The organism is Nitrospira tepida, from assembly GCF_947241125.1.
Lineage (GTDB): Bacteria > Nitrospirota > Nitrospiria > Nitrospirales > Nitrospiraceae > Nitrospira_G > Nitrospira_G tepida.
The window spans coordinates 3,704,686-3,729,998 of record NZ_OX365700.1 but is presented as its reverse complement, the minus strand read 5'-3'; the positions used below and the strand labels follow the sequence as shown (position 1 = coordinate 3,729,998).

General features: G+C 59.9%; 22 protein-coding genes and 1 tRNA gene. 15 read left to right on the top strand and 8 right to left on the bottom strand.

Features of this window, described 5'->3' with window-relative positions:
- Window positions 1-5: 5 nt before the first annotated feature.
- Complete coding sequence (locus QWI75_RS17620) at window positions 6-188, bottom strand: DNA gyrase inhibitor YacG (RefSeq protein WP_289270228.1); 183 nt, start codon at window positions 186-188, stop codon at window positions 6-8.
- A 564-nt stretch (window positions 189-752) separates the two neighbouring features.
- On the opposite strand from QWI75_RS17620, the gene QWI75_RS17615 reads away from it, so the two are divergent.
- Window positions 753-1,322, top strand: a complete 570-nt coding sequence (locus QWI75_RS17615; RefSeq protein WP_289270225.1) for a ferritin-like domain-containing protein — start codon at window positions 753-755, stop codon at window positions 1,320-1,322.
- A 258-nt stretch (window positions 1,323-1,580) separates the two neighbouring features.
- Here the strand turns inward: QWI75_RS17615 and QWI75_RS17610 are convergent, their stop codons facing one another.
- Window positions 1,581-1,808, bottom strand: a complete 228-nt coding sequence (locus QWI75_RS17610; RefSeq protein WP_289270224.1) for a hypothetical protein — start codon at window positions 1,806-1,808, stop codon at window positions 1,581-1,583.
- 363 nt (window positions 1,809-2,171) lie between these two features.
- Between QWI75_RS17610 and hrpB the strand changes: the two genes are divergently transcribed.
- From hrpB to QWI75_RS17595, 3 genes are all read left to right on the top strand, one after another.
- Complete coding sequence (gene hrpB, locus QWI75_RS17605) at window positions 2,172-4,709, top strand: ATP-dependent helicase HrpB (protein WP_289270222.1); 2,538 nt, start codon at window positions 2,172-2,174, stop codon at window positions 4,707-4,709.
- A gap of 137 nt (window positions 4,710-4,846) precedes the next feature.
- Window positions 4,847-5,398, top strand: coding sequence for a peptide-methionine (S)-S-oxide reductase MsrA (gene msrA / locus QWI75_RS17600; RefSeq protein ID WP_289270220.1), 552 nt, complete (start codon window positions 4,847-4,849; stop codon window positions 5,396-5,398).
- A gap of 186 nt (window positions 5,399-5,584) precedes the next feature.
- A complete protein-coding gene (locus QWI75_RS17595; RefSeq protein WP_289270218.1) occupies window positions 5,585-5,959 on the top strand; it encodes a hypothetical protein in 375 nt (124 codons plus the stop codon).
- 108 nt (window positions 5,960-6,067) lie between these two features.
- Here the strand turns inward: QWI75_RS17595 and ttcA are convergent, their stop codons facing one another.
- Window positions 6,068-6,964, bottom strand: a complete 897-nt coding sequence (gene ttcA, locus QWI75_RS17590; protein ID WP_289270216.1) for a tRNA 2-thiocytidine(32) synthetase TtcA — start codon at window positions 6,962-6,964, stop codon at window positions 6,068-6,070.
- A gap of 70 nt (window positions 6,965-7,034) precedes the next feature.
- On the opposite strand from ttcA, the gene QWI75_RS17585 reads away from it, so the two are divergent.
- The gene (locus QWI75_RS17585) at window positions 7,035-7,523 is read left to right on the top strand and encodes an arsenate-mycothiol transferase ArsC (RefSeq protein ID WP_289270214.1); all 489 of its coding nucleotides are present in this window, start codon (window positions 7,035-7,037) and stop codon (window positions 7,521-7,523) included.
- A 39-nt stretch (window positions 7,524-7,562) separates the two neighbouring features.
- Here the strand turns inward: QWI75_RS17585 and QWI75_RS17580 are convergent, their stop codons facing one another.
- Window positions 7,563-8,573 carry a S1C family serine protease gene (locus QWI75_RS17580; RefSeq protein ID WP_289270213.1) on the bottom strand — a complete coding sequence of 337 codons (1,011 nt, stop codon included), beginning with the start codon at window positions 8,571-8,573 and terminating at the stop codon, window positions 7,563-7,565.
- A gap of 230 nt (window positions 8,574-8,803) precedes the next feature.
- Here QWI75_RS17580 and QWI75_RS17575 point away from each other — a divergent pair.
- From QWI75_RS17575 to QWI75_RS17565, 3 genes are all read left to right on the top strand, one after another.
- Window positions 8,804-8,881, top strand: a tRNA-Glu gene (locus QWI75_RS17575).
- A gap of 199 nt (window positions 8,882-9,080) precedes the next feature.
- Entirely contained in the window at window positions 9,081-9,911 is an 831-nt protein-coding gene (locus QWI75_RS17570) for a formylglycine-generating enzyme family protein (protein ID WP_289270210.1), read from the top strand.
- Window positions 9,912-10,077: 166 nt separating this feature from the next.
- Window positions 10,078-10,641 carry a c-type cytochrome gene (locus QWI75_RS17565; RefSeq protein WP_289270208.1) on the top strand — a complete coding sequence of 188 codons (564 nt, stop codon included), beginning with the start codon at window positions 10,078-10,080 and terminating at the stop codon, window positions 10,639-10,641.
- Between the two features lie 23 nt (window positions 10,642-10,664).
- Here the strand turns inward: QWI75_RS17565 and QWI75_RS17560 are convergent, their stop codons facing one another.
- The 3 genes from QWI75_RS17560 to bioF form a co-directional block, all read right to left on the bottom strand.
- Window positions 10,665-11,840 (bottom strand): PilT/PilU family type 4a pilus ATPase, encoded by a 1,176-nt coding sequence (locus tag QWI75_RS17560; RefSeq protein ID WP_289270206.1) that lies wholly within the window; start codon window positions 11,838-11,840, stop codon window positions 10,665-10,667.
- 59 nt (window positions 11,841-11,899) lie between these two features.
- Complete coding sequence (locus tag QWI75_RS17555) at window positions 11,900-12,946, bottom strand: type IV pilus twitching motility protein PilT (RefSeq protein ID WP_289270204.1); 1,047 nt, start codon at window positions 12,944-12,946, stop codon at window positions 11,900-11,902.
- A 226-nt stretch (window positions 12,947-13,172) separates the two neighbouring features.
- A complete protein-coding gene (gene bioF / locus QWI75_RS17550) occupies window positions 13,173-14,351 on the bottom strand; it encodes an 8-amino-7-oxononanoate synthase (RefSeq protein ID WP_289270202.1) in 1,179 nt (392 codons plus the stop codon).
- A gap of 207 nt (window positions 14,352-14,558) precedes the next feature.
- On the opposite strand from bioF, the gene QWI75_RS17545 reads away from it, so the two are divergent.
- The gene (locus QWI75_RS17545; RefSeq protein ID WP_289270200.1) at window positions 14,559-15,356 is read left to right on the top strand and encodes a YfgM family protein; all 798 of its coding nucleotides are present in this window, start codon (window positions 14,559-14,561) and stop codon (window positions 15,354-15,356) included.
- Between the two features lie 29 nt (window positions 15,357-15,385).
- Here QWI75_RS17545 and QWI75_RS17540 read toward each other — a convergent pair whose 3' ends face one another.
- Complete coding sequence (locus QWI75_RS17540; protein ID WP_289270198.1) at window positions 15,386-16,351, bottom strand: lytic transglycosylase domain-containing protein; 966 nt, start codon at window positions 16,349-16,351, stop codon at window positions 15,386-15,388.
- Window positions 16,352-17,036: 685 nt separating this feature from the next.
- On the opposite strand from QWI75_RS17540, the gene QWI75_RS17535 reads away from it, so the two are divergent.
- The 6 genes from QWI75_RS17535 to QWI75_RS22540 all read left to right on the top strand — a co-directional run bounded on the left by QWI75_RS17535 (window position 17,037) and on the right by QWI75_RS22540 (window position 25,268).
- Window positions 17,037-18,182: a pyridoxal-phosphate-dependent aminotransferase family protein gene (locus QWI75_RS17535; RefSeq protein ID WP_289270196.1), complete on the top strand. Its 1,146-nt coding sequence runs from the start codon at window positions 17,037-17,039 to the stop codon at window positions 18,180-18,182.
- A gap of 41 nt (window positions 18,183-18,223) precedes the next feature.
- Window positions 18,224-19,816: a phosphoglycerate dehydrogenase gene (gene serA, locus QWI75_RS17530; protein ID WP_289270194.1), complete on the top strand. Its 1,593-nt coding sequence runs from the start codon at window positions 18,224-18,226 to the stop codon at window positions 19,814-19,816.
- Between the two features lie 58 nt (window positions 19,817-19,874).
- A complete protein-coding gene (hisZ, locus tag QWI75_RS17525; RefSeq protein ID WP_289270193.1) occupies window positions 19,875-21,239 on the top strand; it encodes an ATP phosphoribosyltransferase regulatory subunit in 1,365 nt (454 codons plus the stop codon).
- Window positions 21,240-21,258: 19 nt separating this feature from the next.
- Complete coding sequence (gene dnaB, locus QWI75_RS17520) at window positions 21,259-22,605, top strand: replicative DNA helicase (RefSeq protein WP_289270190.1); 1,347 nt, start codon at window positions 21,259-21,261, stop codon at window positions 22,603-22,605.
- Between the two features lie 71 nt (window positions 22,606-22,676).
- Entirely contained in the window at window positions 22,677-24,542 is a 1,866-nt protein-coding gene (locus QWI75_RS17515) for a tetratricopeptide repeat protein (RefSeq protein WP_289270188.1), read from the top strand.
- Between the two features lie 234 nt (window positions 24,543-24,776).
- The gene (locus QWI75_RS22540; protein WP_370693584.1) at window positions 24,777-25,268 is read left to right on the top strand and encodes a prepilin-type N-terminal cleavage/methylation domain-containing protein; all 492 of its coding nucleotides are present in this window, start codon (window positions 24,777-24,779) and stop codon (window positions 25,266-25,268) included.
- Window positions 25,269-25,313: the final 45 nt, after the last annotated feature.

The following is a 25,313-nucleotide window of genomic DNA, read 5'->3' as shown; positions in this document are numbered from 1 at the left end:
CCCGTTCACTCTGGTTCCTGGTCCGAGGAACTGGATTCAGGCGGAGTCAGCGCGAAGCTCTGGCCGGGAATCCGGTATTGTCCGGAAGCCCAGCGGCCCAGGTCGATCAATTTACAGCGCTCGGAGCAGAAGGGCCGCACGGGATTGTCCTGCCAGGTGACAGGGGTCTTGCAGATCGGGCAAGTCATGGCAGCAGATTATAACAATTTTGCTCTGTGGCCTGGAGAGGGTGGTTGCGGCCTGATCGGGCTGGTCCAAGGCTGAGGCTGGCGGCCGACTTCTGCCTGATTGTGTGTTGAAGCCTACAGGGTGAGGAGGAGAAACGATGCGATTGTCGTGCGCTTCTTGCAACTGCTTGGATGCCGCTGCGCTACTCGCCAATCGTTTCACTCGTGCGGTTCCCTTCCTGTCCAGAACGAACCCGTTCCCATCCGCGCGATGGGATCCGATCTGGTCGCCCAATCCCTTCGATACCTTCGCCATCCCGCGCCGGTGTGCAGAGGCGTACCACTCACGCCCAGGGCTCTTGATTGCGAACGTCGATTTGGCCGATCATGCCGTCTATCGCTCCAGTGACCGGCAACACCTCTTCGACTGTTTGCGGTATCCGGCCTGACTGTGGAATCTGATGGAATGGAAGCTGAAAGTGCGGACATTGAGCGGGTCCGTCCCAAGTTGTCAGACCCCCGTCAATACTCCCGCGAAGCGGCGTTGACCGTGGCTCTGGTCGTCTGCGCAGAGAAGCCGGTCTTGTGAAGCTCCTGCTGCCCCAGAGCTGCGAACGCGCGTTGCTGGAACGGTTCCTTCGGGCCGAAGCCATGGCGATGTGGGCGGTCCAGGCGGCACAGAAACAGGCGCTACCTACATCCGTGATGAATTTCCTCCAGCGACATGAGCAGGATGAGCAGCGACACCTACAGCAATTCGAGGAGATGCTGGGCGCCCGCTCGCTGGGACGGGAGCGCCTGCCAAGGGTTCCCGAACAATGGTGCGCCCTGGCCGTTCACCTCTACGGCTATGAAGCGCTCGGCCTTGAATTCGCAACCTTACTGGTGGCAGTCCGGCCGGATTTGGCTGAAATCCTCAAGGACGAGGAGGCGCACGTCGGATTTTTTGAACGGCAGCTCAGGTCTCTCCTCTCAAGCGGAGAAGGGCCGGCCCGATGCGCAAGGAACTCCGCTCAGGCTTGGTGGAATCGTCTCCCTCGCACCCTCGATCGTTATCTGGGGGATCCGTCCTTTGCTTCCTTTCGGGATCAACTCCGCGATGCGATTCTCACCTCGCTGGAACAGAGATTTAGCGCGCTCGGCTTGTCTTCATAAGCCCCGGTGGTCTCACCCGCATTATTCACGATGACTCCTACTGCAACCACCGATGCGCCGCTGCGACAAGCTTGGCTGCGGGATGCTCGCACCCAAGCGGGCGGGCTCGCCCCTCGTGGCCTCAACATACTGTGTCAAGTATGCTTCGGCCCCGACGGGCTCCACGCGCCCTCGCGAGGCGTCTCCATGGTTTCGTGACGGACTCTCGTGAATAATGCGGGCTAAGGGATAGGCCGGTCTGCGGCTGAGCCGGTATTGTCAGGCTTCGCTAGGCAAGGCGATGGGGCCGGCCCATTGTCCATCGGTCTGTCTGACATCCTCGAACGCGCCGTCGGGCCACTGGAAATAGCCGGCTTCATCCACCAGCACGATCAAGGGATCGGCCTCATCAATCAGGCCACGATACCAATACCAACCTGGTTGGATCGGCTTTTCGCTGGTCCATCTGAGTGGGCTGATCTGGACGGACGGCTTTCTCGGAGACATCAAACGAATTATACGCTGATTCGATCTCCAACATCGACAGGATCCCCGTCGTCTCCGCGGTAACTCGGAGATCTTCCGGCCGTTGGCATTGCGCGTCCCTAACCCGCATTATTCATGAGCGCTCCTGCTGCAATCGCGGATTCGCCGCTGCGACAGAGCCTGACGGCGGCTGTGCTTGGGGGTACCCATTGCGCTTTTCCATGCAATGGGTCCAACGCCTGGCGACTGCCGGGTACCCGTTGTCCTTTCAATGCAACGGGTGCAACACGACGAACCGTCATGAATAATGCGGGCTAAGCCGGTTTCCTTTAGCCGTTTCTGATAAAGTCATCGGATCGATCTGGTCCGTCTCGCGTTGGAGCCATGACCGATCTTCCCATTGAACAGGTGCTGCCCGAACTCTGCGGCATGCTGGAATGCCGGCCGTCGCTGCTGGTGACGGCCGAGCCGGGGGCAGGCAAAACGACCCGCGTCCCATTGGCCTTGCTGAAGACCGCCTGGATGGAGGGACAAAAGCTGCTACTGCTGGAGCCTCGCCGGCTGGCCGCAAGGGCGGCGGCGCATTACATGGCGCGGCTGCTCGGCGAGTCGGTCGGCATGACGGTCGGGTATCGAACCCGTCTTGATACGAAAGTCGGACGAACGACCAGGATCGAAGTCGTAACGGAGGGCATTCTGACGCGCCTGCTCCAGCACGATCCCTCGCTCGCCGGGTACGGAACCGTGCTCTTCGACGAATTTCACGAGCGGAGCCTGCAGGCCGACCTTGGATTGGCCTTGGCGCTGGAATCGCAACGGCTGTTCCGCCCCGATCTTCGTCTGGTCGTGATGTCAGCGACCTTGGACTGTGCGACCCTGTCCGATCTGTTGGGCCAGGCGCCGATCCTCTCCTGCCAGGGTCGGAATTATCCGGTCGAGACCCGCTATCTGGATCGGCGGATCGCGGCTCCCCTGGAACAGGTGGTGGTCCAGACTGTCAGGCGTGCGCTCCTGCAAGACGGCGGCAGCATCCTGGTGTTCCTCCCGGGCATGGCAGAAATCCGCCGGGTCGAGCGCCGCTTGCAGGAGGCGGCGCTCGACTCATCCATCACCATTGCGCCGTTGCATGGCGAGTTGCCGCAGGAGGCGCAGGATCTGGCGATCGCTCCGTCCGCCGCCGGCAGGCGCAAAGTGGTCTTGACCACCTCGATCGCTGAGACCAGTTTGACGATCGAAGGGGTGCGCGTCGTGGTCGATGCGGGACTCTTGAGAATCCCGCGGTTCGATCCCCGCACCGGGCTCACGCGCCTGGATACGGTTCGCGTCACGCAAGATTCGGCCGAACAGCGGCGCGGCCGCGCCGGGCGTCTGGAGCCCGGAGTCTGTTACCGCCTCTGGACCGAAGCGGATCAACAGACGCTCTTGCCGAGCCGCCCTCCAGAGATCCTCGAAGCGGACCTGGCCCCGCTGGTTTTGGAATTGGCCCTCTGGGGCACGCATGATCCGGCGGACCTGTCATGGCTCGATCCGCCGCCGACCGGGGCGACGGCCCAAGCGCGCAGTCTCTTGATCCAACTGGCGGCGCTCGATGGGAAGGGAAAGGTGACGGAGCATGGGCGGCGCGTGGCGGAGTTGGCTTTGCATCCGAGGCTGGCCCATATGGTGCTCCGTGGCGGCGAGCAGGGACTTGGGAACTTGGCCTGCAACGTGGCGGCCTTGCTCAGCGAGCGAGACCTGTTGCGAGGGCCGAGCGGCTGGCGCAATGCCGATCTGCGCCTTCGGTTGGACGCGCTCGAACGGGATCATGATCCGGCTGGCGGCGCCCAATATGATCGAGCGCTCGGTCAGCGGGTTCATCGAGTGGCTGCCGCGCTGCAACGCCGACTTTCAGGAGCAGGTCAATCCACGGGACGCAAGGCGTCGCAACTCGATTCCCTCGGTGCGCTTCTCGCGCTGGCCTATCCGGACCGAAGCGCGCAGCGTCAGCCTGGCGGACAAGGCCGATATCTCTTGGCCAACGGCCGTGGCGCTCAGTTTGCCTCTCCGGATGCGCTCGCGACCGAAGAGTATCTTGTCATCGCCGGTCTCGACGGGACAGGACAATGGGCGCGTATCGATCTCGCCGCGCCGGTCCGGTTGGAGGAGCTTGAATCGTCCTGCGGTCCGCTCATTCAGACCGTGGATTTTATCCGGTGGGACGAGCGTGGAAGGGAGGTCCAGGCCCGCCGGCAACGGCGATTGGGTTCCCTGGTGCTCTCGGATCAGGGATTGTCTGATCCCGACCCCGAACAGGTCAGTCATGCGCTGCTCGACGGCATTCGTCGCGCCGGCGTGGCGAATCTGCCCTGGACCAGAGAATTGCATCAATGGCGGGCCCGTGTGGCGTTTCTCCGCCGTATCTTTGGACCGGAGTCAAACTGGCCGGATGTCTCCGATCAGGCCCTGTCCGAGCGATTGGCTGTCTGGCTTGGGCCCTGGCTGGGCAGGCTCACGCGATGGGATCAGGTGCAACGGCTCGACCTTACCGGTCCGCTCCAGAGCCTGCTCACCAGAGAGCAACAGCAGCGGTTGGATCGGCTTGCGCCGACCCATGTGACGGTCCCCACCGGTTCTCGCGTGCACCTGGACTATGAAGGGAACGAGCGGCCTGTGTTGGCAGTGCGGTTGCAAGAACTGTTCGGATGCCGGGAGACTCCACGAGTAGCCGATGGGAAGGTCCCAATCATGATCCATCTCTTATCGCCGGCTGGCCGGCCGGTTCAGGTCACCAACGATCTCGCCGGCTTTTGGACCACGTCTTATGTCGCGGTCCGGAAGGAATTGCGAGGACGCTATCCGAAGCACCATTGGCCCGAGGACCCGTTGAGCGCGACGCCGACCCGCCGAGCCAAACGACCCGGCGAACGGGAGCCTCGTTCGTAATTGAGCCTGAGAGCCCGGGGGGAGCCCTGTACATCTCGCTGCACGGTCGTGTAAGGTTCCATCCAAGCTCGGACTATCTGCGATGGCTGGCTCGATCACGCAAGACCGGTAAGCGGCAGGGGGCAAGGGAACGGATCATGTCCACAGCTAGCCAAGAAGTCGCCACACTTGCCGGCGGGTGTTTCTGGTGTCTGGAAGCCGTCTACGACCAATTGAAGGGGGTCTCCTCCGTCGAGTCGGGGTACATGGGCGGACAGGTCGAACATCCGACCTATGAAGCGGTCTGTATGGGCCGGACCGGCCATGCCGAGGTGGTGCAGATCCGGTTCGACCCTTCTGTTGTTTCCTTTCGCGATATTCTGGATATCTTCTTCGTCATCCACGACCCCACGACCCTCAACCGGCAGGGCAACGACGTCGGAACCCAATACCGATCGGCGATTTTCTACCACTCGCCCGAGCAAAAGGCCGTTGCGTCGGATGTGATTGCAACCCTGACCGCTGAACGGCTCTATGACAATCCGATTGTCACGGAGGTGGTCCCTGCCGGCCCCTTCTACTTGGCTGAGGCCTATCATCAGGAATACTTTGCCAGGAATCCTTCCCAACACTACTGCACCTACGTGGTCGGCCCCAAGGTCTCAAAATTCCGAAAGAAATTCGCTGATCGCCTAAAGGCTGGAACCTAGCATTCCGTCAATACGGTAGGGCGTCGACCGGGGCTTGCCTTTTTGGGGCCGGTTGGGATATAGACGCCGGTTGCCAAGGAGGTGCTCGTCCGTCGTCCGTTCATGTACAGGTAATGAATCGACGGGGTCGATCATAGTCATCTTGTCGTGATGGATTGCTTGAAAGGGTGATGAAAGGAGGATTGCATGGGAAAGCGGATGGTTGGTCAGGCAGGGATGGTGCTGGCGGTGGTGATGGCCGCCACCGTCTGGATGGGCGCCACGGTCAGTTGGGCGGATTCGATCAACGTCGAAGGGCTGCCGAAGGAACCGGCTGCCTACAAGGCCAAGGTGGATGAAATTCTTGCCAAGGTCGATCAGGTAATCGGCAAGCTGAAGGGGGATCAGAAGAACTTCGCTGTGGTCGCGGACCTCATGATGACCCGCGACAACGTCGCCCGCGAAATCTACAAGGTTCAAAACAAGCCGGAAGGCTCGAAGTGGGGGGCGGAGATGCGGGAGAGCGTGGACGACATGCTGAAGCTGCTGGCTGTTCAGTACGAGAAAGCGACCTCCTTGTAGCCGGTTCTGATCCGAAAATCGGTTGAGTCATCCGTGCGGGCGCGGCTTTTCCCTGCTGAGGGAAAGGCCGCGCCCGCGCCGTCTCCGGGCTCCAACCGTCGGGGTTCGTTAGCGCGACGATGATTTCAACGACTGGAGCGAGGCGGGATGAATCGCTTCAGTCGGCCGGCCGGTCTCGCGCTCCGGCTCCAGCGCCTGAAAATCGTACAGGGCGCGATCCAAGAGGTGCGAGGGAGCCACATTCCCCAGGGCCGCGAGCATGCTGTCCAAGCAGCCGGGTGATTCCTGTTCCCAGGTCCCCAACAGGGACTTCACGACCTTCCGCTTGAGATGCTCTTGAGAGCCGCAGAGGTCGCAGGGGATGATGGGAAATCTCCGGGCCTCGGCATAGGCGGCCAGGTCCGATTCCGGCACATAGGCCAACGGCCGGATCACGACGTGGCGCCCGTCGTCCGAGCCCAGCTTGGGCGGCATGGTCTTGAGTGCGCCGTTGTACAGCATATTCAAGACAAACGTTTCCAGGATATCCTCACGATGGTGGCCGAGGGCGATCTTGGTCGCCCCGAGTTCCGTCGCGACCTGATAAAGGATGGCGCGCCGCAGCCGCGAGCAGAGGGAACACATCGTTTCCCCTTCGGGGATCACGCGTTTGACCGTCGAATAGGTGTCGCGCGTCTCGATCCGAAAGGGCACGCCCAGTTTGGAAAGATACTCCGGCAACACATGGGCTGGAAATCCTGGCTGTTTTTGGTCCAGGTTCACCGCGACGATGTTGTAGCTGATCGGCGCCCGGCTCTGCAGCAGGAGGAGGATGTCCAGCAAGCCGTAACTGTCCTTGCCGCCGGACAGGCAGACCATGATCGTGTCGCCCTCATCGATCATGCCGTAATCGGCAATGGCTTGTCCCGTCAACCGGCACAGGCGGGTTTGGAGTTTTCTGGCCTCGCCGGTCAAGCCGGCAATGCGATCGGACGGGCGCGGCTGCGGGTTGGTTGATTCGATCATGGGCGGCATTCTACCTCTCGACGTGATCAAAAAGGGAGGGGTGGGTTGGGCTGGTGAGTGGAATCGGTGTGTGAGTCGTCGCATGGCCTCGATCCTCTTTATCTGCACCGGCAATATCTTCCGCAGCCTGGTCGCCGAACATGCATTGAAGCCCTATTTTGGCGAACAGTCCGGCTACCTTGTCAGCTCTGCCGGCATTGAGGCCAGTCCTCAAGCAATCCATCCATTCGTGCGAGGACTCTTGCTCGCCAAGGGAGTGGATGTCACCGCTCATGTGCAGCGCCGGCTCACCCAGATGTTGCTGGATGAGGCGGCCTTGCCCGTGGCGATGAGTCTGGATCATCGGGACATCATTCGACGGCGCTTCGGTCGAGAAATCCGGCTGTTCAACGAGGTCAGCTACGGCCGAGAATCCGCCATTCTTGATCTGCACGAGGCACTGCCGCAGTGGCAGGAATTTCCCGAGGCCGCCAAGGCCTATGTCACCGGCATCGTCGAGTACATCTGGACGGCAATTCCCTCATTGGTCGAACGGCTTCCTCGCTATATCGTTCGCTGATCGTGAGATGGTCCCGATATTAGCCCGCCTGCCGTTCGACTAGGACTGTCCCAGCGTCACCTTGAGCACGCGTTCGGTTTGTCCCCGCAGGACCTTGACTGAGATCTGCTGTCCCGGGGCGGTGTGTTCGATGAGATAATTCTTCAGTTGCACGCCGTCGGTCAGCTCGGTGTCGTCGATGGCCAGGATGATGTCGCCCTTTTGAAGGCCTCCGTCGCGGGCCGGTCCCGTCACGTCGGAGGCGGCGATGCGCCATTGACCGCCCATCCTCATCAGGGTCAGCCCGACCCCGAGGCGGGAAAACCGAGGCTGCTCGCCGTTCAGGACCGCGGTCACGATTTTTTGCGCCAATGAACCGGGGACGGCAAAGCCGAATCGACTGCAACGTTGCTCGCCCTGGGCGGTCTCGGTTTGAATGATGGCATGCATGAGGCCGACGAGTTCTCCCTGTTCGTTGAATACCCCTCCGCCGGAATTGCCGCTGCAGGCAGAGAGATCGAGTTGGAGCAATCTGGTGTCGGCGGTCGGGAGAAATGTGTTGGGATTGCCCACTCGCCCGAATCCCATGGCCGGCCCCCAACCGAGCGGATAGCCGATCGTGTAGACCGGCTGGCCCGGTGATGCTTCGCCGTCCGCGAACCGCGTGGGCGGCAGATGCGCGGCCACGTCGCCGTCGATCCGAAAGACGGCCAGATCCAGAAAGGCGCTCCCGCCGACCAATGAGGCGGCGGTCTCCTCCAACCCGGCGGTCATCACGGTGATCTGATTCGGGACGACTTTTCTTCCGTTGTCGTCCTTCTCCACGACGTGGCGCGCCGTCACGATAAACCCGTCCCGTAGATGCACCGCGGTCCCCCGCATCGTAAAGTGGGTCTTGCTGGCCGGGCTTGTGAGATCTTCGCCCGGTTGCAGTACGCCGACGGTGGCCAGTTTGCTGGTTTCGATACGCTCCGAGGGCAATGGCCCGGCTTCGGCGGAACCGAAGTAGAGGACACAAGCCAGCAGTGCGACGAACGGGCGAGTGCTGGATCGCAGGACGGACATGATCATGGTGCAGGCCTCGTGATAAAGCTTTGTCATGAGTGGACCGGGTTGAATCTCGGTGAGCATACTGAACCGGCGGATGGCGCACAAGGGCGGGACTGCGAACACGACGATCGGTATGTGCCTACATCATACAGTGGCGATCGTTCGTGTCCGGATCGTTGCCGATAATTGACTCACCTCTAATTGACTCACCTCCTGCCCATCCGTTACTATCGCCCGACATTCCCTCGTGCGTCCCCATCGTCTAGCCTGGCCTAGGACGCCGGCCTTTCAAGCCGGCAACACGGGTTCGAATCCCGTTGGGGACGCCACCTTCTTCCCTCCATTGGTCGAGTCTCGACAATCGTCACCAGAGGTAGGTCCTTGCCACGGCGCTGATCGGCATCTCGCCCGGTCCTGCCATCCCGCAATCAGCCCGCAATCAGCCGTTGAGTTTGAATAAGGCCGACGGTACACTGCCTCGGATTATCCCGGTGGAACTCGGCGCTTGATCTCTTAATGGGGGGACTCATGAACCGACGAGGCGTGGGTGTAGCGGCGGGCGTGATGGCGGCGGGAATGATGATCTTCGTAGGCGCCCTATCCTTCGGCGCCGAGCCGGTCAAGAGCAAGGATGGTCCGATGATGCAGATTCCCGAAGGGGCCTTTACGATGGGCAGCGACGACGGGCTCCCCAATGAGCGTCCCCAGCATCAGGTGACGCTGGATACCTTCTATATCGACCAGTATGAAGTGACGATCGCCCAATATGCCGCCTTTCTGGAGGCGGCCAAGCGCCGGCCTCCCCCGACCTGGGATGAAGAAGCTGTCACGGCGGCGGGCGATCGGCCGGTAGTCGGCGTCAGTTGGCACGATGCGGATGCCTATTGCAAGTGGGCCGGGAAGCGGCTTCCGACTGAAGCGGAATGGGAGAAGGCGGCGCGCGGCACAGACGGCCGGCGATACCCCTGGGGACATATGCAACCGTTCGTCGATATTGCCAATTACAACCGGGGGCTTTGGGTCAGCGAAGCCATCACGTTGGCGGCGGTCACGAGCGGCGGCGAGGGCATGAGTGTGCGCCATGGCCTCAAGGAAGGGGGCAAGAGTCCCTATGGGGTGGCCCATATGTCCGGGAATGCGGCGGAATGGGTGGCGGATTGGTATGACCGTGAATACTACGCCAAGAGTCCCGCGAAAAATCCTCCCGGTCCGGCTGAGGGAGAAAAGCGAGTGATTCGGGGCGGGTCCTGGGCCGATCTGCCGGTGGCGTTGCGCGTCACTGCCCGAGTGTCGGCGGAGCCGGAATTCAGGGATCGCACCATCGGGTTCCGCTGTGCGGCGACGACGGTTCCCCAATGAGCGGGAGCCGGCCGGGCCCTTCCTCGACGTTGACTCTGGGCTGTCCATCCATGAAGCTCGCAGGCCATGCAGGGCTGAACGGTTGACCGGCTGCGATCGGGCGATCCGATTCAAGCCGAGGCCTTGAGGCAACGTCTGCGATGGGAGAGTCGAGGCGGGAGGGGTTGTGTCAGATTCACCACCGACATCGTCATCCGACAGGGACGCCACATCCGATAGCAAGAAAGCCGCAGCTCGGCGGCGCGAGCGCAGCATCACGGCCTGGCTTGTCGGCGCCGTCCTGCTGTTTGCCCTCTACACGATCAGCCGGACTCCGACGGTGTCGGAACACCCGAAGGATGGAGGAGGCATCACCGGACCGCAGTTGACGCCGGAGATGGTGCCGCTCGTCAGCGGCCAGGAGCCGCTCCAGGTCATGTTCCTCAAGGCCGGTTGTCCGGTCTGTCACACCATCCCGGGGATTGAAGGGGCGCAGGGGCGCGAAGGTCCTGCGCTCAGGCTCGGAACGACGGGGCCGCAGCGGCTGGCTGATCCCAAATATAAGGGAAAGGCGCAAACGGTGCGGGAATATATCGTGGAGTCGATTGTGAATCCCGGCGTGTATATTGTGCCGGGTTATCCGACCCATGCCATGCCGCGTTGGTACGGGCAGAAGCTGAGCGCGGAAGCGCTCGATCAGATGGCTGCCTATCTGGAACAGTTGACGGAGCCGTCCGCCGCCATGCCCTGAGCGCCTGGCGCGGCGGCCCGGCGCTATTTCCTCCGGAGGGTAGGTTCGTTTCCGACAATCTGGAAGGTGGCCTTGCGGTCTCGGGTTTTGTCTTTGTTGTCTCCCTCCAACAGTTTCGAGAGCTGCTCATCTCCGCTCCGCACCCCCTCCAGCTTGATCTTGAGGCGGAGGTTATTGGCGCTGTCGGCGTTGATCAAAGCCTGCTCCAGGCTGATCTTTCCTTCTTTGTACAGGGTAAACAGGACGTAATCGAAAGTCTGGCACCCTTCTTCGACGCCCTGTTCCATCGCTTCCTTCAGCGTGTCGATCTCGGCCTTCTTGATCAGGTCCTTGATGCGGGGGGTATCCAGCATGATCTCGATCGCCGGCGCCCGCCGTCCGTCCAGAGAGGGGACGAGGCGCTGGGACAGGATGGCGCGCAGGTTCAAGGACAGTTGCAGGTAGATCTGCTGGTGTCGCTCCACCGGAAAGAAGTTCATGATGCGTTCGATGGCCTGGTTGGCGTTGTTGGAGTGCAGCGTGCCCAGGCAGAGATGGCCGGTTTCCGCGAACGTGATGGCGGCTTCCATGGTTTCCGTGTCCCGGATTTCGCCGATGAGGATCACGTCCGGCGCCTGCCGCAGGGTGTTCTTGAGCGCGTTGTGGAAGGACAAGGTGTCGAAGCCGACTTCACGTTGGGTGATGAGGCATTTCTTGTGCGGGTGCACGAACTCGATCGGATCCTCAACCGAGATGATATGTCCGGGCGAGACCGAGTTGCGGTGGTCGATCATGGCCGCCAGGGTGGTAGATTTTCCGGACCCTGTGGCGCCGACCACGAGGATCAACCCGCGCTTGGTCATGGCGAGGTCCTTGATGATCGGGGGCAGTCCGAGCTGCTCCACGCTCTGAATCTCCGCCTTGATGTGCCGAAACACGAGGCCCACGTTGCCCCGCTGGCGAAAGACGTTCACGCGGAAACGGCCCAGGTCTTTGTAATAGAGGGCCAGATTCATCTCCATCTTCTCCTCGAACTCGCTTCGCTGCGGTCCGCGCATCAAGGCGAGCGCCAGGGCCTCCAATTGTTCGTTGGTGAAGGGAGGGTCCGACGTGGGGTGCGTCATCCCATGGATGCGGTAGATGGGCGGCGCATCCACGGTGAGGTACAGGTCCGACCCTTCGCGGTCGACCATGGTCTTGAGCAGCTCGCGAATTTCCATTGCTCTCTCCGTCTGTGGCAGGACCGTTCCCGGGATAATGATGCCGATCGTCGATGGTGCTACACGGCGTTGGCAAACAGGTTCGGGTTCATGCTGCGCGATTGGGCCTCGGCCTTGGTGATCACGCCCCGCGTGGCCAGATCGAGCAGGGCCATATCCATGGTCTGCATCCCTTCCTTCTGGCTGGCCTGCATCAAGCCGGGAATTTGGTGGAGCTTCTGTTCTCGGATGAGGTTGCGGATCGCAGTGGTGGCGACCAGAATCTCCACGGCGGCGGCGCGGCCGCCCGTCTTTTTCTTGACGAGCGTCTGCGTGAGCACGGCCTCCAGCGCCTCCGCGAGCTGGGTTCGCACCTGGGCCTGCTGGTTGGGCGGGAAGGCGTCGATGATCCGATCCACGGTCTTGGGCGCGCTGGATGTATGCAGGGTGGCGAAGACCAGGTGCCCCGTTTCCGCGGCGGTCAACGCCAGTTGAATGGTTTCGAGATCCCGCATTTCGCCGACCAGGACAATATCGGGATCTTCCCGCAGAGCGGATCGGAGCGCGTTGGCAAACGACTTGGTGTGCACGCCGAGTTCCCGCTGGTTGACCAGGCATTTCTTGGACTTATGGACGAACTCGATCGGGTCTTCGATCGTGATGACGTGCCCTTCGTAGAGATTGTTCAGGTAGTCGATCATGCCGGCCAGGGTGGTGGACTTGCCTGATCCGGTCGGTCCGGTGACGAGAATGAGGCCCTTTTCACGATCGCACAGTTGGCGGACGATGGGGGGCATGCCTAGCTTCTCAAGTGGAAGGATTTCCGTCGGGATGGTCCGGAACACCGCCGCCAAGCCCCGGTTCTGCAGGAACACGTTCACGCGGAAGCGGGAGATGTCTCCCAGCGCGAAGGAGAAATCACATTCCAGATGCTCTTCAAAGCTCTTCCGTTGGGCGTCGCTCATGATGTCGTAGACCAAGGAATGGACCTGCTCTTGCGTCATGGGAGGCATGTCCACTTTCTTCATGTCGCCGTGCAGCCGCAACATCGGCGGTTCCCCCGCGCTGAGGTGACAGTCCGATGCGCCCTCCTTCACGCCAAAGCTGAGCAGTTGGGAAATGTCCATTGCGCGTCGCCCTCCTTGGAAAAGACGAATAACGAGAAAAGATGATGCCGGCCCGGCCTAGAAGAGGCGGTAGGATCGCCGTCGCTCCAGCTCGTCGCATCATGCCACAGTGAGGTCGGAAAGCAAGAAAATCGCGTCAAGATGCAGCAGCTTGCGAGCACGGATCGTCAGTGGATGTTCGGGCGTCGATGGAAAATGAGGAGAGACGCGGGGAAGCTGAAAACGGTTACGTCAACGAACGCGAGGCGAGAATGTCTTGGAAGGCGTGCAGCACCTGATCCAAGTGCTCGCGGGTATGCTCGGCTGTAACCGTGAGCCTGATCCGGCTGCTTCCCTTCGGAACAGTCGGAGGCCGGATGGCGGGCGCGTAAATTCCTCGCTCCAATAGAGCCTGGGCCACCCCCAGCGCGAGCGCCTCATCTCCGATGATGACCGGAAGAATCGGGCTGGCGGTGGCCGTCAGTCGGAGCCCCATCCTGATGAGACCCTGGAACAGGACCTCGCGATTGGCCCACAAACGCGCGCGGCGGTCTGGCTCTCTTTGGAGCAGCTCCAGAGCGGCGATCGTGGCCGCCGCCATGGCGGCGGGGGGTGAGGTCGTGAAGAGAAAAGTCCGGGCGGTATTCACAAGGAATCGCACGAAGGTTTCGGAGCCGACCACATAAGCCCCACTCGTCCCGAGCGCCTTCCCAAGGGTGCCCATATGAAAGGGCACGTCAGCTTCGACGCCGCAGGCCTCCAGCGACCCTCGCCCATGCGCGCCCATCACGCCGGTGCCATGGGCATCGTCCACGACCAGCAGGCCTTCATACTGGTTGGCGAGCCGTGCCAATGCCGAGAGAGGCGCCAGATCTCCATCCATGCTAAACAGGCCGTCTGTGACGATGAGCGTCCGGCGAACAGCGGGCCGTCGTTTGAGGAGCCGTTCGAGGTGGTCGACATCCGCGTGATGAAAGATGCGGAGCCTTGCTCGGCTGAGGCGGCAGCCGTCGATCACGCTTGCATGGCAGAGCCGATCGGCCAGGATGATGTCCTGAGGGCCGGCCAGGCTGGAAAGGAGGCCCAGGTTGGCGAGATAGCCGGACCCGAAGCACAAGGCCGCCTCGGCGTCCTTCCATTTTGCCAGGGCCACTTCCAAGTCATGGTGCGGTGGTTGGGTTCCGGAGATCAGGCGTGCGGCGCCTGCGCCGATCCCATATTGCCGAATTGCCTGGGCGGCCGCCTCCTTGACGGCCGGATGGTTGGCCAGGCCGAGATAGTCGTTGGACGCCATGAGGATGAGGCGGCGCCCTTGATACACGATCTCCGGCGCGCAGGCGGACTCGATGACACGGCATTGTCTAAGCCAATGCTGTGCGTCAAGTCTGGACAATTCAGGCTCAAAGAGGGGATCGAATTCATTCACGGTGGCCGTACCAAAGCAAGAACGAGATGGCGGATCGGTAACGGCAGGCGCATGGAGCCTATACAAATGGAAGCGGTGGAGAGTCAAGCAGATGATCTCGCGTCCCACCGGTTCGTTGACAACTTGTTGAGACCTTAGTATAAGCAACGGCTTATGGCCGTGAAATCTTGGCGCGATTGATCGGTCTGTGTCGGAGGATGCTTCTTTATGTCGTATCGAATCAAGATCCCGCCCAAATCGATTCCTCTAGATGAGGCCCATCTAGGAACGTGGGGTGATCGTCTGCTCCAGGGTCTGGAGGACAACCGGCGTGCGGTATTGGCCGGGGGGGGCGTGATTATTGCGGCGGTCGGGATTGTCGGCGGGATCCTCTGGTACGACGGTCAGCGCACGGAAGCCGCGTCCCATTTATTGCAGCGGGCGACCAGCTTGTCGCTGGCGCGTGTGCCGGACAAGCCGAAGGAAACTGAAGAGAATGTGAAGCAGGCTGTCGCGCTCTATCGCCAGCTTGTAGAGGCTTACCCGCGCACGCCGTTTGCCGCCATCGGGCTGTACAATCTCGGCAACCTGTTGACTCAACAGAACGACCTGCCGGGCGCCATAGAGGCGTATCAGAAGGCCCTCGTGGCCTATGCGGGCAATCCCATGATGGCGGGGCTGATCCACCAGAGGCTTGCCTATGCCTATCTCGTGAAGGGCGATCGGGAGCTGGCGGCGAAGTCCTTTTCGGCGATCGTCGATATTCCCGGCGCCTTGAACCGAGACCATGCCCTGTTTGAACTGGGAAAGCTTGAGGAAGCTCAATCGAGGCCTGAAGGAGCGTTGGCCCACTATCAAGAGCTGATGAAAACTTATCCGGATTCCCCGCTGGCCAGTGAAGCCGGCGTGAGACTGAAAGTGTTGGACGTGAAAAAATCCTCGGGCGCAGGTTCTCCTCAAGGCAATTCCTCCCCTTCGGCCTCCAGTCAGCCGGCGAAGGATTCATCCAGCTCTTCTTCGAAATAAATCGTTGCCAGGCAAGCGAGGGGGAGGGGTCAGCGGATCGCGAGCAGCTCACCCGCTCGGAGCTGCCGAGCGGAGATGCGGTTGCGATGCTTGAGCGCTTCAACGGAGAGCCCGAAGCGTTTGGCGATCGAGACGAGCGTATCTCCTCCGCGCACACGATACCATTTGCGGGTTGTGGAGGAGGGCGGTTTCGTCTTGACGGAACGGAAGGACCGGGGTTCCGGCGTCGCTTTCCACGTCGGAACTCGCTCTAAGACCGACTCGATCTTGGATTTGGCGCCCAGCGGCACTTTGAGATGGTAGGCCGCTTCCCCCGGGGGCGTGGCGTATCGGCGCAACTCGGGGTTGAGGTTTTTGAGGACTTCGAAAGGCACGCCGCTAGCGGCAGCCAGCGATTGCAGATGAATGGAGCGGCGAACGATCACTTCATCAAAATCATGGGGCGCCACATCCGCCAATTGAAATCCAAACCGCTCCGGGTCTTTGGCAATAATCGTGGCGGCCATGAAGCGCGGCACATATTCCTTGGTTTCCCGTCGAATGAAACGGGTTTGTGAAATCTCGACAAAACTCTCCGATTGGCTCTTCTGAAGGGCGCGCATGACCTTCCCTTCGCCCGCGTTGTATGCGGCCATGGCCAGGGGCCAGGTTCCGAAGAGATCGTACAGATCGCGCAGATAGCGGGCGGCGGCCACGGTCGATTTAATGGGATCCCGGCGCTCATCCACGTAACTGTCGACTCGCAGTCCGTAGACCCGGGCCGTGCCTTTCATAAATTGCCAGGGGCCGGTTGCCCGCGCCCTCGAGTAGGCATAGGGGTTGAATCCGCTCTCCACGAGGGACAGGTAGACCAGGTCTGTGGGCAACTCGAATTCCGAGAAAATGCGCTCGACCAGGGGCCGATAATGACTGAGGCGGAGCAGCCACTTTTCAAATCGATCTCGGATCGCGGTGTTGAAATAACGGATGTGGGATTCGACCTGAGAATCGATCACGATCGGCACATTGTAAGGGGCCGCCTTCTTAAGAGCGACTGCCGTACTAGCTTGCTGCGATTGGTGCCCCAAAGCCTGATGCGCAGCGGCTTGCGAAGATTCTGCCTCCTTGGGAGAGGGACCGGATGCCGGTTGGGTGACAGGTGCGTCCTCCGCTGATTCTGGAAGGACGGCCTCCGAAGGCTGATCCGGGTTAGATAGAGATGCAGAAGAACGGTCGCTGGGTGCAGGATCCGAAGCACTGGGCCCCTGAGGACCCGCGGGAAGCGGAAGGGTTTCCGCATGAATGCTCTGCCGGATGGTCGGAACAACCTCGAACCCCGTTTGGTCCGCTCGAGCCGGTGCCCAATTGCACAGTGCCAGCAAAGGAACGAAGAGGAGAACAGCCCGATGAGCGCACCCGTTCATCATGATGGGGCTAAAGGTATCCGTGTCGCTCCACGATGTCAAGAAAATGTAACATTCACCAATAGGTTAGCGCGCTCCAGTCATCCGAAGACGTGTCGCCGCGGGGCGCAATCACCGCGAAACTCCCTGTAGGCTCTCACTCCCAAACATGACTCAACTCATTGAAAACACGTCCTTACCTTGACTCCCGTCTAGTGGTGTGGTAGCGTGCGCGCTCCGCAATCCGCAAGCCAGTATCATCAATCTTGACGGTAGAGTTCCCCCGGAGGCTAAACCCATGTTAAAGCGTTACCTGCTCGCTCCCGGACCGACCCCGGTGCCCCCTGAAGTGTTGCTCGCCATGGCTCGTCCGATGATCCACCATCGGGCGCCGGAATTTGATCCCATCTTTGCAGAGGTTCGGGAGAACCTGAAGTGGCTGTTCCAGACCAGGAACGATGTCCTTCAGCTTGCTTGCTCGGGAACGGGTGGAATGGAGGGAGCCGTCTCGAATTTCCTATCGCCCGGCGACAAGGCGATTTGCATCAACGGGGGAAAATTCGGCGAGCGCTGGACCAAGATCTGTAAGACGTTTGGTGTGCAGGTTCATGAGATCAAAGTCGATTGGGGGCGCGCCGTCGATCCTCAAATGGTCGCCGAGGCGCTCAAAAAGGATCCGTCCATCAAAGCGGTGTACGTCCAGGCGAGTGAAACCTCGACCGGAGTGGCGCACAACTGCAAGGCCCTCGCGGACATCGTACGCCCGCTCGGCGAAACCATTCTGGTGGTGGACGCCATCACCGCCCTTGGCGTGTTTGATTTGAAGACGGATGAGTGGGGCCTCGATGTGGTCGTGACCGGTTCCCAGAAGGCCCTGATGCTTCCGCCCGGCATGGCGTTTGTGAGCGTCAGCGATAAGGCGTGGCGGCTCGCGGACAAGGCGAAGAACGCCGCGTTCTATTTCAATTTCAAGCGCGAGCGGGAGAATCAGCAGAAAAACCAAACTGCCTATACGCCGGCGGTCTCCATGATTCTCGGCTTGCAAGAAGTGCTGCGCATGCTGAAGGCCGAAGGGTTGGCCAACGTCTTTGCGCGGCATGCCACTCTGGCGCAGGCTATGCGAGAGGGCGTCAAGGCCGCCGGTCTGACGCTGTTCCCGAAAGAATCCCCCAGCGACGCCCTGACCACCGTGACGGCTCCCGAGGGAGTCGATGGGCAGCAGATCTACAAGAACCTCCGGGTGCAATACGGGATTACCGCGGCCGGCGGACAAGACCATCTCAAGGGCAAGGTCTTCCGCATCTCCCATATGGGCTATGCCGATCGGTTCGATGTCATCACGGCTCTGGCGGCGACCGAAATGGTCGTCAAGGGGCTCGGCTATCCGATCACATTGGGAAGCGGGGTCGGACGCGCCCAAGAGTTGTTGATGCCGAAGGCCTAACTCACGTTCTCGACGACCACTTATCTACGATGGCAGGACCCATGAAAATTCTTGTGAGCGACAGTTTGTCGAAACAGGGGGTTGAGCTTCTTGAGAAGGCCGGCTTTCAGGTTGTGGTCAAGACCAAGTTGCCGAAGGACGAGCTGTTGAAGGAGATCCGGGATTGCGACGGACTCATTGTCCGGTCCGGCACGAAGGTGACCGCTGAGGTCATCGCGGCCGGCGAACGGCTCAAGGTCGTGGGCCGCGCCGGCTCGGGACTGGACAACGTTGATAGCCAGGCGGCGACCCGTCGGGGCATCGTCGTGATGAACACGCCCGGCGGCAACACGGTGACCACCGCCGAACATACCATGGCCATGATCTTTGCCATGACGCGGCGGATTCCTCAAGCCACCGCGTCAATGCGAGCCGGCAAGTGGGAAAAAGAAAAGTTCATGGGTATGGAGCTGTACAACAAGACCTTGGGGATCGTCGGAGTCGGACAGATCGGCGGCTATTTGGCGAAACTGGCCCAGGGCATTGCCATGACGGTTATTGCCTACGATCCATACCTTGCCGAGGAGCGGGCCAAGAAGATGGGGATCGAGATCGTCGATCTCGACGAGTTGTACGGTCGAGCCGACATCATTTCCGTGCACACGCCGCTGACGGCGGAAACCAAATCGCTGATCAATGCGCAGGCCATTGCGAAGATGAAACCCGGGGTGATGATCGTGAACTGCGCGCGAGGCGGAATCGTCAATGAGGCGGATCTCTACGAGGCTCTCAAGACGAAACGGGTCTCCGCGGCCGCGTTCGATGTCTTCGAAGAAGAGCCGGCCAAGCCGGATCACCCGTTGCTGATGCTGGATAACTTTATTTCCACCCCGCATATCGGCGCTTCGACAACCGAAGCGCAGGAGAACGTGGCCGTGGGGATTGCCGAGCAAATCGTCGATTACTTCAGCAAAGGCATCGCCCGGGGGGCCGTCAACATTCCCTCGGTGCCGCCGGAGTTGTTGCCGCGGCTTCAACCCTATCTCTCGCTGGCCGAGAAAGTCGGGTTGACCCAGGCGCAACTCTATGAGGGCGGTCTTGAACGGGTGACAGTGGAGTACAACGGCGAAGTGGCCGGCCTCTCCGTCGCGCCGCTCACCATCGCCGTGCTCAGGGGGCTCTTGACGCCGATCCTGGGCAACGACGTGAATTATGTGAATGCGCCAGTCCTGGCTAAAGATCGCGGCATCGAGGTCAAAGAGGTCAAGAGCAGCGATGCCGGCGATTTCACGAGCGTGATTCGGGTGCGGGTCGAATCGGGGAAAAAGGTTCATCACGTGGCCGGCACGTTGTTCCACAAGAAAGACCCCCGGATCATCGAGATCGACCGCTTTCAGGTGGAAATCTTTCCGGAGGGCCACATGCTGTTGATTCAAAATGTGGACCGGCCCGGCGTCATCGGCGCGGTGTCATCGGCGTTGGGTGATCATCAGATCAACATCGCGCGTATGCAGTGTTCGCGAGAAGAACGAGGGGGCAATGCGCTCTTGATCATCGGGCTTGATGCACCGATCGCTCCGGCCATCGTCGAGCGTATTCGAACCTCGCCGAATATTCTTTCCGTCAAAGTCGTCGATCTGTCCCCGGGGCTCTAACACGGGTTCCGTCCGACCGATGCCAGTTCGTCCTTCCAGGCCCAGACCGGTCGTCGGCATGCTCGGTCCGACCACCGGTCGATCGCTCCTGCCCGTCGGTATCACCACGATCCTACCAGAAACCGCTCGACGGGTTCGCCAGTTGGAAGATGCCCTGCTGGCGACGCTCGGTCGATGGGGTTATCACGAGATCATTCTCCCCACGTTCGAATACCTCGATGTGTTGTCACCCGGACTGCAGGCGCGGGCAATCGAAAAGGGGTATCAACTGACGGATCGTACGACCGGCCGGACGCTGGTGCTGCGGCCGGACGCGACGGCCCAGATTGCTCGGACCGTGGCGATGGGGATGTTGGGCGACCGGCTTCCGCTGCGGCTGGCCTATCGCACCACCGTTTTTCGCTACGAGCCCGAGCACTTGGGGCGGGACCGAGAACTGCTCCAGGTTGGGGCGGAACTCATCGGGCTTCCGGATATGGAGGCCGACACGGAGATCATCGCATTGATGATCGAGTGCTTGCGCCGCATCGGGGTCAAATCGTTCAAGATCTCACTGGGGCACGCCGGGTTTTTGCAGGGGCTGTTGCGCCGGACGGGCATGGGGCCGGCGGCTCGAAAAGAAGCCGAACACGCGGCGGCGCGAAAGGACATTCCGAAGCTTGAAGAACTGCTGGCCAAGGAGCGAATCCCATCCCGGCGCGCCAGAGCCGTTCTCGAGGCCCCTGGGCTCTATGGCCGGGAGGAAGTGTTGGAAAGGGGGCGGGCCTTGGCCGGCCGCGATCGAGTGGTCTGTGCCGCCCTCGACCGTCTCGGTGCGGTCTATCGGGCACTTGAAGAGAGCGGGTTCCGTGAGCACCTCCTTTTGGACCTTGGGGAGTTGCGGGGCTTGGACTATTACGACGGCATCGTTTTCGACGTATTTGCCGAGGGGGTGGGATATGAACTCGGCGGAGGGGGGCGCTACGACCACCTCTTAGGACGTTTCGGACGGATGTCCCCTTCCACGGGTTTTGCCTTCGATGTCGATCGGCTTTTTCAAGTTTCCGAACAGATCGAAATCAGCACCTCGGCATCCGAGGCCGAGGTGCTCGTGGTCGCTCCAAAGTCTCAGGCCTCCGCGATGCGGCGCGTGGCCCAGCTTCTGCGGATGCGTGGGGTCTGCGCCATCCTCGGCAGGCCGCTGGCAGCCGGCTCGCGCGCAATCGGTGATGCGATCGACGAAGCCAGGCGTCTTGGGGCTATCAGGCTGATCTTCTTGGGTGTGCCTCCAACCACCCCCGAGCAAGCGGTATTGATCGAGCCGGCCTTGTTGCCGCTGGGTGCCGCCCGTATGCCCAGTTCTGTGCTCACGATCGCCGGGGCACGCGTACTCTCTGTTGATACTGTGGCGGATGCCCTGACCAAAGCCCCTCGGAAATCATGACCGGGATGAGGACAAGGCGATGAGTGCGACCGATATTCTCAACCCGAAGGTGCCCCCTCAGAATATCGAAGCTGAACAATGCATCCTCGGCGCCATCCTTCTGGACAAGGATGCGTTGAATAAAGCCGTCGAGATGCTCACGGAAGAAGACTTCTACCGGTCCGCCCATCGGAAGATCTTTGCCGCAATGATGGATCTTTCAGAGGCCAATGAAGAAATTGACTCTATCACGCTCGCTGAGCGGTTGAAAGCACGGGGCGACCTCGAGGCAGTCGGGGGCGTCGCCTATCTGGCTGAACTGGTTCACATCGTGCCCAGCGCGGCAAATGTTCGGTATCACTGCAAGATCGTTCATGAAAAGGCCCTGGTGCGCGGGTTGATCACGGTCTCGACGGACATCATTACGCGCGGATACGAAGGGGACACGCCCGTCGGTGATCTGCTGGATTCTGCGGAGCAGGCGGTCTTCCGCTTGGCGGAAGGCAAGCTCGGGCGGTCCTTTACGCCGTTAAAGGACGTGATCAAAGAAAGCCTGGACCTTGTCGATCGACTGTCGAAGCGAAAAGAACATGTGACTGGTGTGCCGACCGGCTATCTCGACCTGGACAATATGCTGGCAGGTCTTCAACCATCCGATCTTGTCGTCGTGGCCGGGCGGCCCAGCATGGGGAAAACCAGCCTTGCGCTCGGCATGGCACAGTATGCGGCGATCTCAAGTCATCACACCGTCGGCATCTTCAGCCTGGAAATGTCGAAGCCGCAACTGGTTCTGCGCATGCTCAGCTCGGAGGCTCGCGTCGACTCCCACTCGCTGCGGATCGGTCGCTTGGCGAAAGAAGACTGGTGGCGATTGGCGGAGGCTGCGGGTCGCCTGGAACAGGCTCCCATTTATATTGATGATTCCGGCGCCATGACCGTGCAGCAAATGCGGGCCAAGGCGCGCCGTCTCAAGGCTGAGCGAGGACTGGATCTGATTGTCGTAGACTATCTGCAACTAATCCAAGGCCGGAGTGATGCGGAGTCGCGCCAGCAGGAAATTTCCGATATCTCGCGCTCGCTGAAAGGGCTGGCCAAGGAACTGAATGTGCCAGTGATCGCGCTGTCGCAGTTGAGTCGGGCGGTTGAATCAAGAAAGCCCCCAATCCCGGTTCTGGCGGATCTGCGCGAAAGCGGTGCGATCGAACAGGATGCCGACGTCGTGATGTTCATTTATCGGGAAGAGATGTACGAGCCAGAATCGGAGAAAAAGGGTATTGCCGAGATTCTCATTCGGAAGCATCGGAACGGGCCGGTGGGGGAGTGTCAGTTGTTCTTCCACGACCGGTACGCCAAGTTCGAGAATCTTGAGAATCGCGAAGGCCTTTGACCCTTGTTCACGCCTCTCGTTATAATTCCCCTACATGCTGGTGGGTTCGTGATACAGTAAGATCGATCTCCATGATGCACCACTTTCCCATACTCATCTGCTCCCGCAGCGTCCGCTCTCCCTGGAGGCAACAACGGCTGGATTTCCTGGCGCTCTCGATGTTGCTTGCGTCGATAGCCATCACGGCTTGCGCTGCGACTTCTTCGTCGCCCAAGGCATCCGACCAGCCGGCCGAGTCGGCATCGACGGCCGCCCGCGCAACAGAGCCGATGGATCCGCGTGCTTCGTATCATTTCATGCGCGGGAACCTGGCGGAAATGCAACAAGATTACGAGACGGCCATTCGCGAATATCAAGCGGCCCTAACGGTCGATTCCCACTCGAATCTTCTTAAGACAAGAGTTGCAAGTTTGTATTTCTCGATGGGTGATGTGAACAATGCATTGTTGTACGCCGACCAGGTTCCGGTGGAGGAAGTGAAAGATGCGCAAACGCTGGCGCATTTGGCCGGAATCTATACGGGTGCCGGGAAGCCGGACAAGGCGCTTCGCCTGTACTCGCATGCGACCGTGGCTGATCCCGGAAAATCGGAACTGTATTTTGCGAAAGGGCTCCTGTTGATCAATCTGAAACGCTATCCCGAAGCCGAAGAAGCCTTTCGGGAAGGACTCAAGATTGCTCCTGAGGCTCCGATGGGGCATTATTACCTGGGACGGCTTGCGTTGGAGGCCAGACGGCCGGATCAGGCCGCGACGGAGTTTGAGCGTGCCATCGATCTTAATCCCTCATTTGAGCAGGCCTATCTTGCGTTGGGCGCCCTCCACGAATCCCGCCAAGAAACAGACAAGGCTGTAGCGGTGTATCGGCGGTATCTTCGAGGCAATTACCCACACAGTCGGGAAATGCGCCAGCAATTAGTCCGTGTCTTTCTTCAAGGGCGTGAGTATCAGCGGGCGCTTCACGAGTTGGAGGAACTGATCGCTCAAGATCCGAGCGACCTTGATGCCCAACTCAGGATCAGCCTCGTCTACGGCGAAATGAAGGAGTATCCGAAGGCGATCGAAAAGCTCAAGAATATTCTGCGGGAGAGGCCTGGCGAACTACGCGTGCGCGATTATCTCGCCATGGTGTACGAGGAGAACAAACAGGTTGACCAGGCGGCGTTGGCCTATGAGGAGAACCTTCGAATTGATCCGACCTATTATGACAGCCACTTGCACTATGGATTCCTGCTGTATCGACAGAAGCGCTGGGCAGACGCCGCCCCACATCTTGTTGAAGCAGTTCGCTTGAATCCGAAGCAGCCGGATGGGCATTTGTTGCTGGGATTGACACATCTTCAGGCGGAGCAATTTGATCTCGCATCGCAGGCATTTGAACAAGGGGTTCGGTTCCACCCATCAAACGCCGATCTGCATTTCAATCTTGGGACCGTCTACGACAAAATGGATCGATTTGAGGACGTGGTGCGGGCGATGGAGAAAACGCTCCAGATCGATCCCAAACATGCGGATGCTCTCAATTATTTGGGCTACAGTTATGCGGAGCGAGGTATCAAGATCGAGGAAGCGGTTTCCCTCACTCAACGAGCGGTCGCGCTAAAACCCAATAACGGCTACTATATCGATAGCTTAGGATGGGCTTTTTTTAAGAAAGGAGAAGTGGCCGAAGCATTGATTGAGATCAAAAAAGCCGCGGCGCTTGTCGGAGATGATCCGGTGATCTATGAGCATCTCGGCGAAATCTATCTCAAACAGGGACGTTCGACTGAAGCCCGTGAAGCATGGCTCAAGTCCCTTGAGTTGGATCCTAACAATATTAAGCTGATGGAGCGTTTTCGCGAAGTAGGCCTGGGTGATCCCTCTCACGAGGAGCGAATTCAACAGGCCAAGCGCCGTGTGTCCGAACAGATGTCCTCCCAGCATTCCCCGCGGTAAGCTAGTTCAATCTCTCTGCGAATCCCCGTTTCGTTCTCTCGAAATCAAGGCCGTAATCCGGCTTCTGTCACCAAAAATTGTCTTTTCTGATGGCGGGATCGGTCTATCCGACATCCTTATCGGTTGCTGATCTGCCGAAAAAGTTAATTGATTTTTGTCCGCTTGGAGATCAGGCATATCATATGCTTGCTAGATTTGTGTCAGACCTGCCTGCAGGGCAACACGAAAGATGCTATGAAATTTATCCAATCACGGAACGGATTTACGCTGATTGAATTGATGGTGGTGGTTGCCATTATCGGAATTCTTGCGGCCATCGCTGCTCCGGCCTACATGGCTTGGCGGGCCAAGAGCATTCAATCGGAAGCAAAGAGTAATCTAGCTGGCGTATATGTGACGGAGGTCGCATTTTATGGTGAACATTCACGATATAGCGGGTTTACGGAAACCGGGTACCAGGTGGCAGGAGCGACGCAGCGATATACCTATCGGGCGCAGGTTACTGATAGTGCCGCAACTCCGGGTGTGATCGAGGTGCTCGCTCCTATGTCAGGTCCTTCTGCAGAGAACACAGTTGTCGCTGCCGCCTCCATGACTGCGACCACTCCGGGGTTTACCGCAACCGCTACAGGCAATATTGACAACGATCCCACAATTGATCAATGGCACGTAAATGACTTGAAAAACGGTTTAACGGTTGCCGATGTCAACGACCCGGGATTCTAAGGGAAGAACGTAACAAGATTTGGATCATGGGATATACAAAAAATG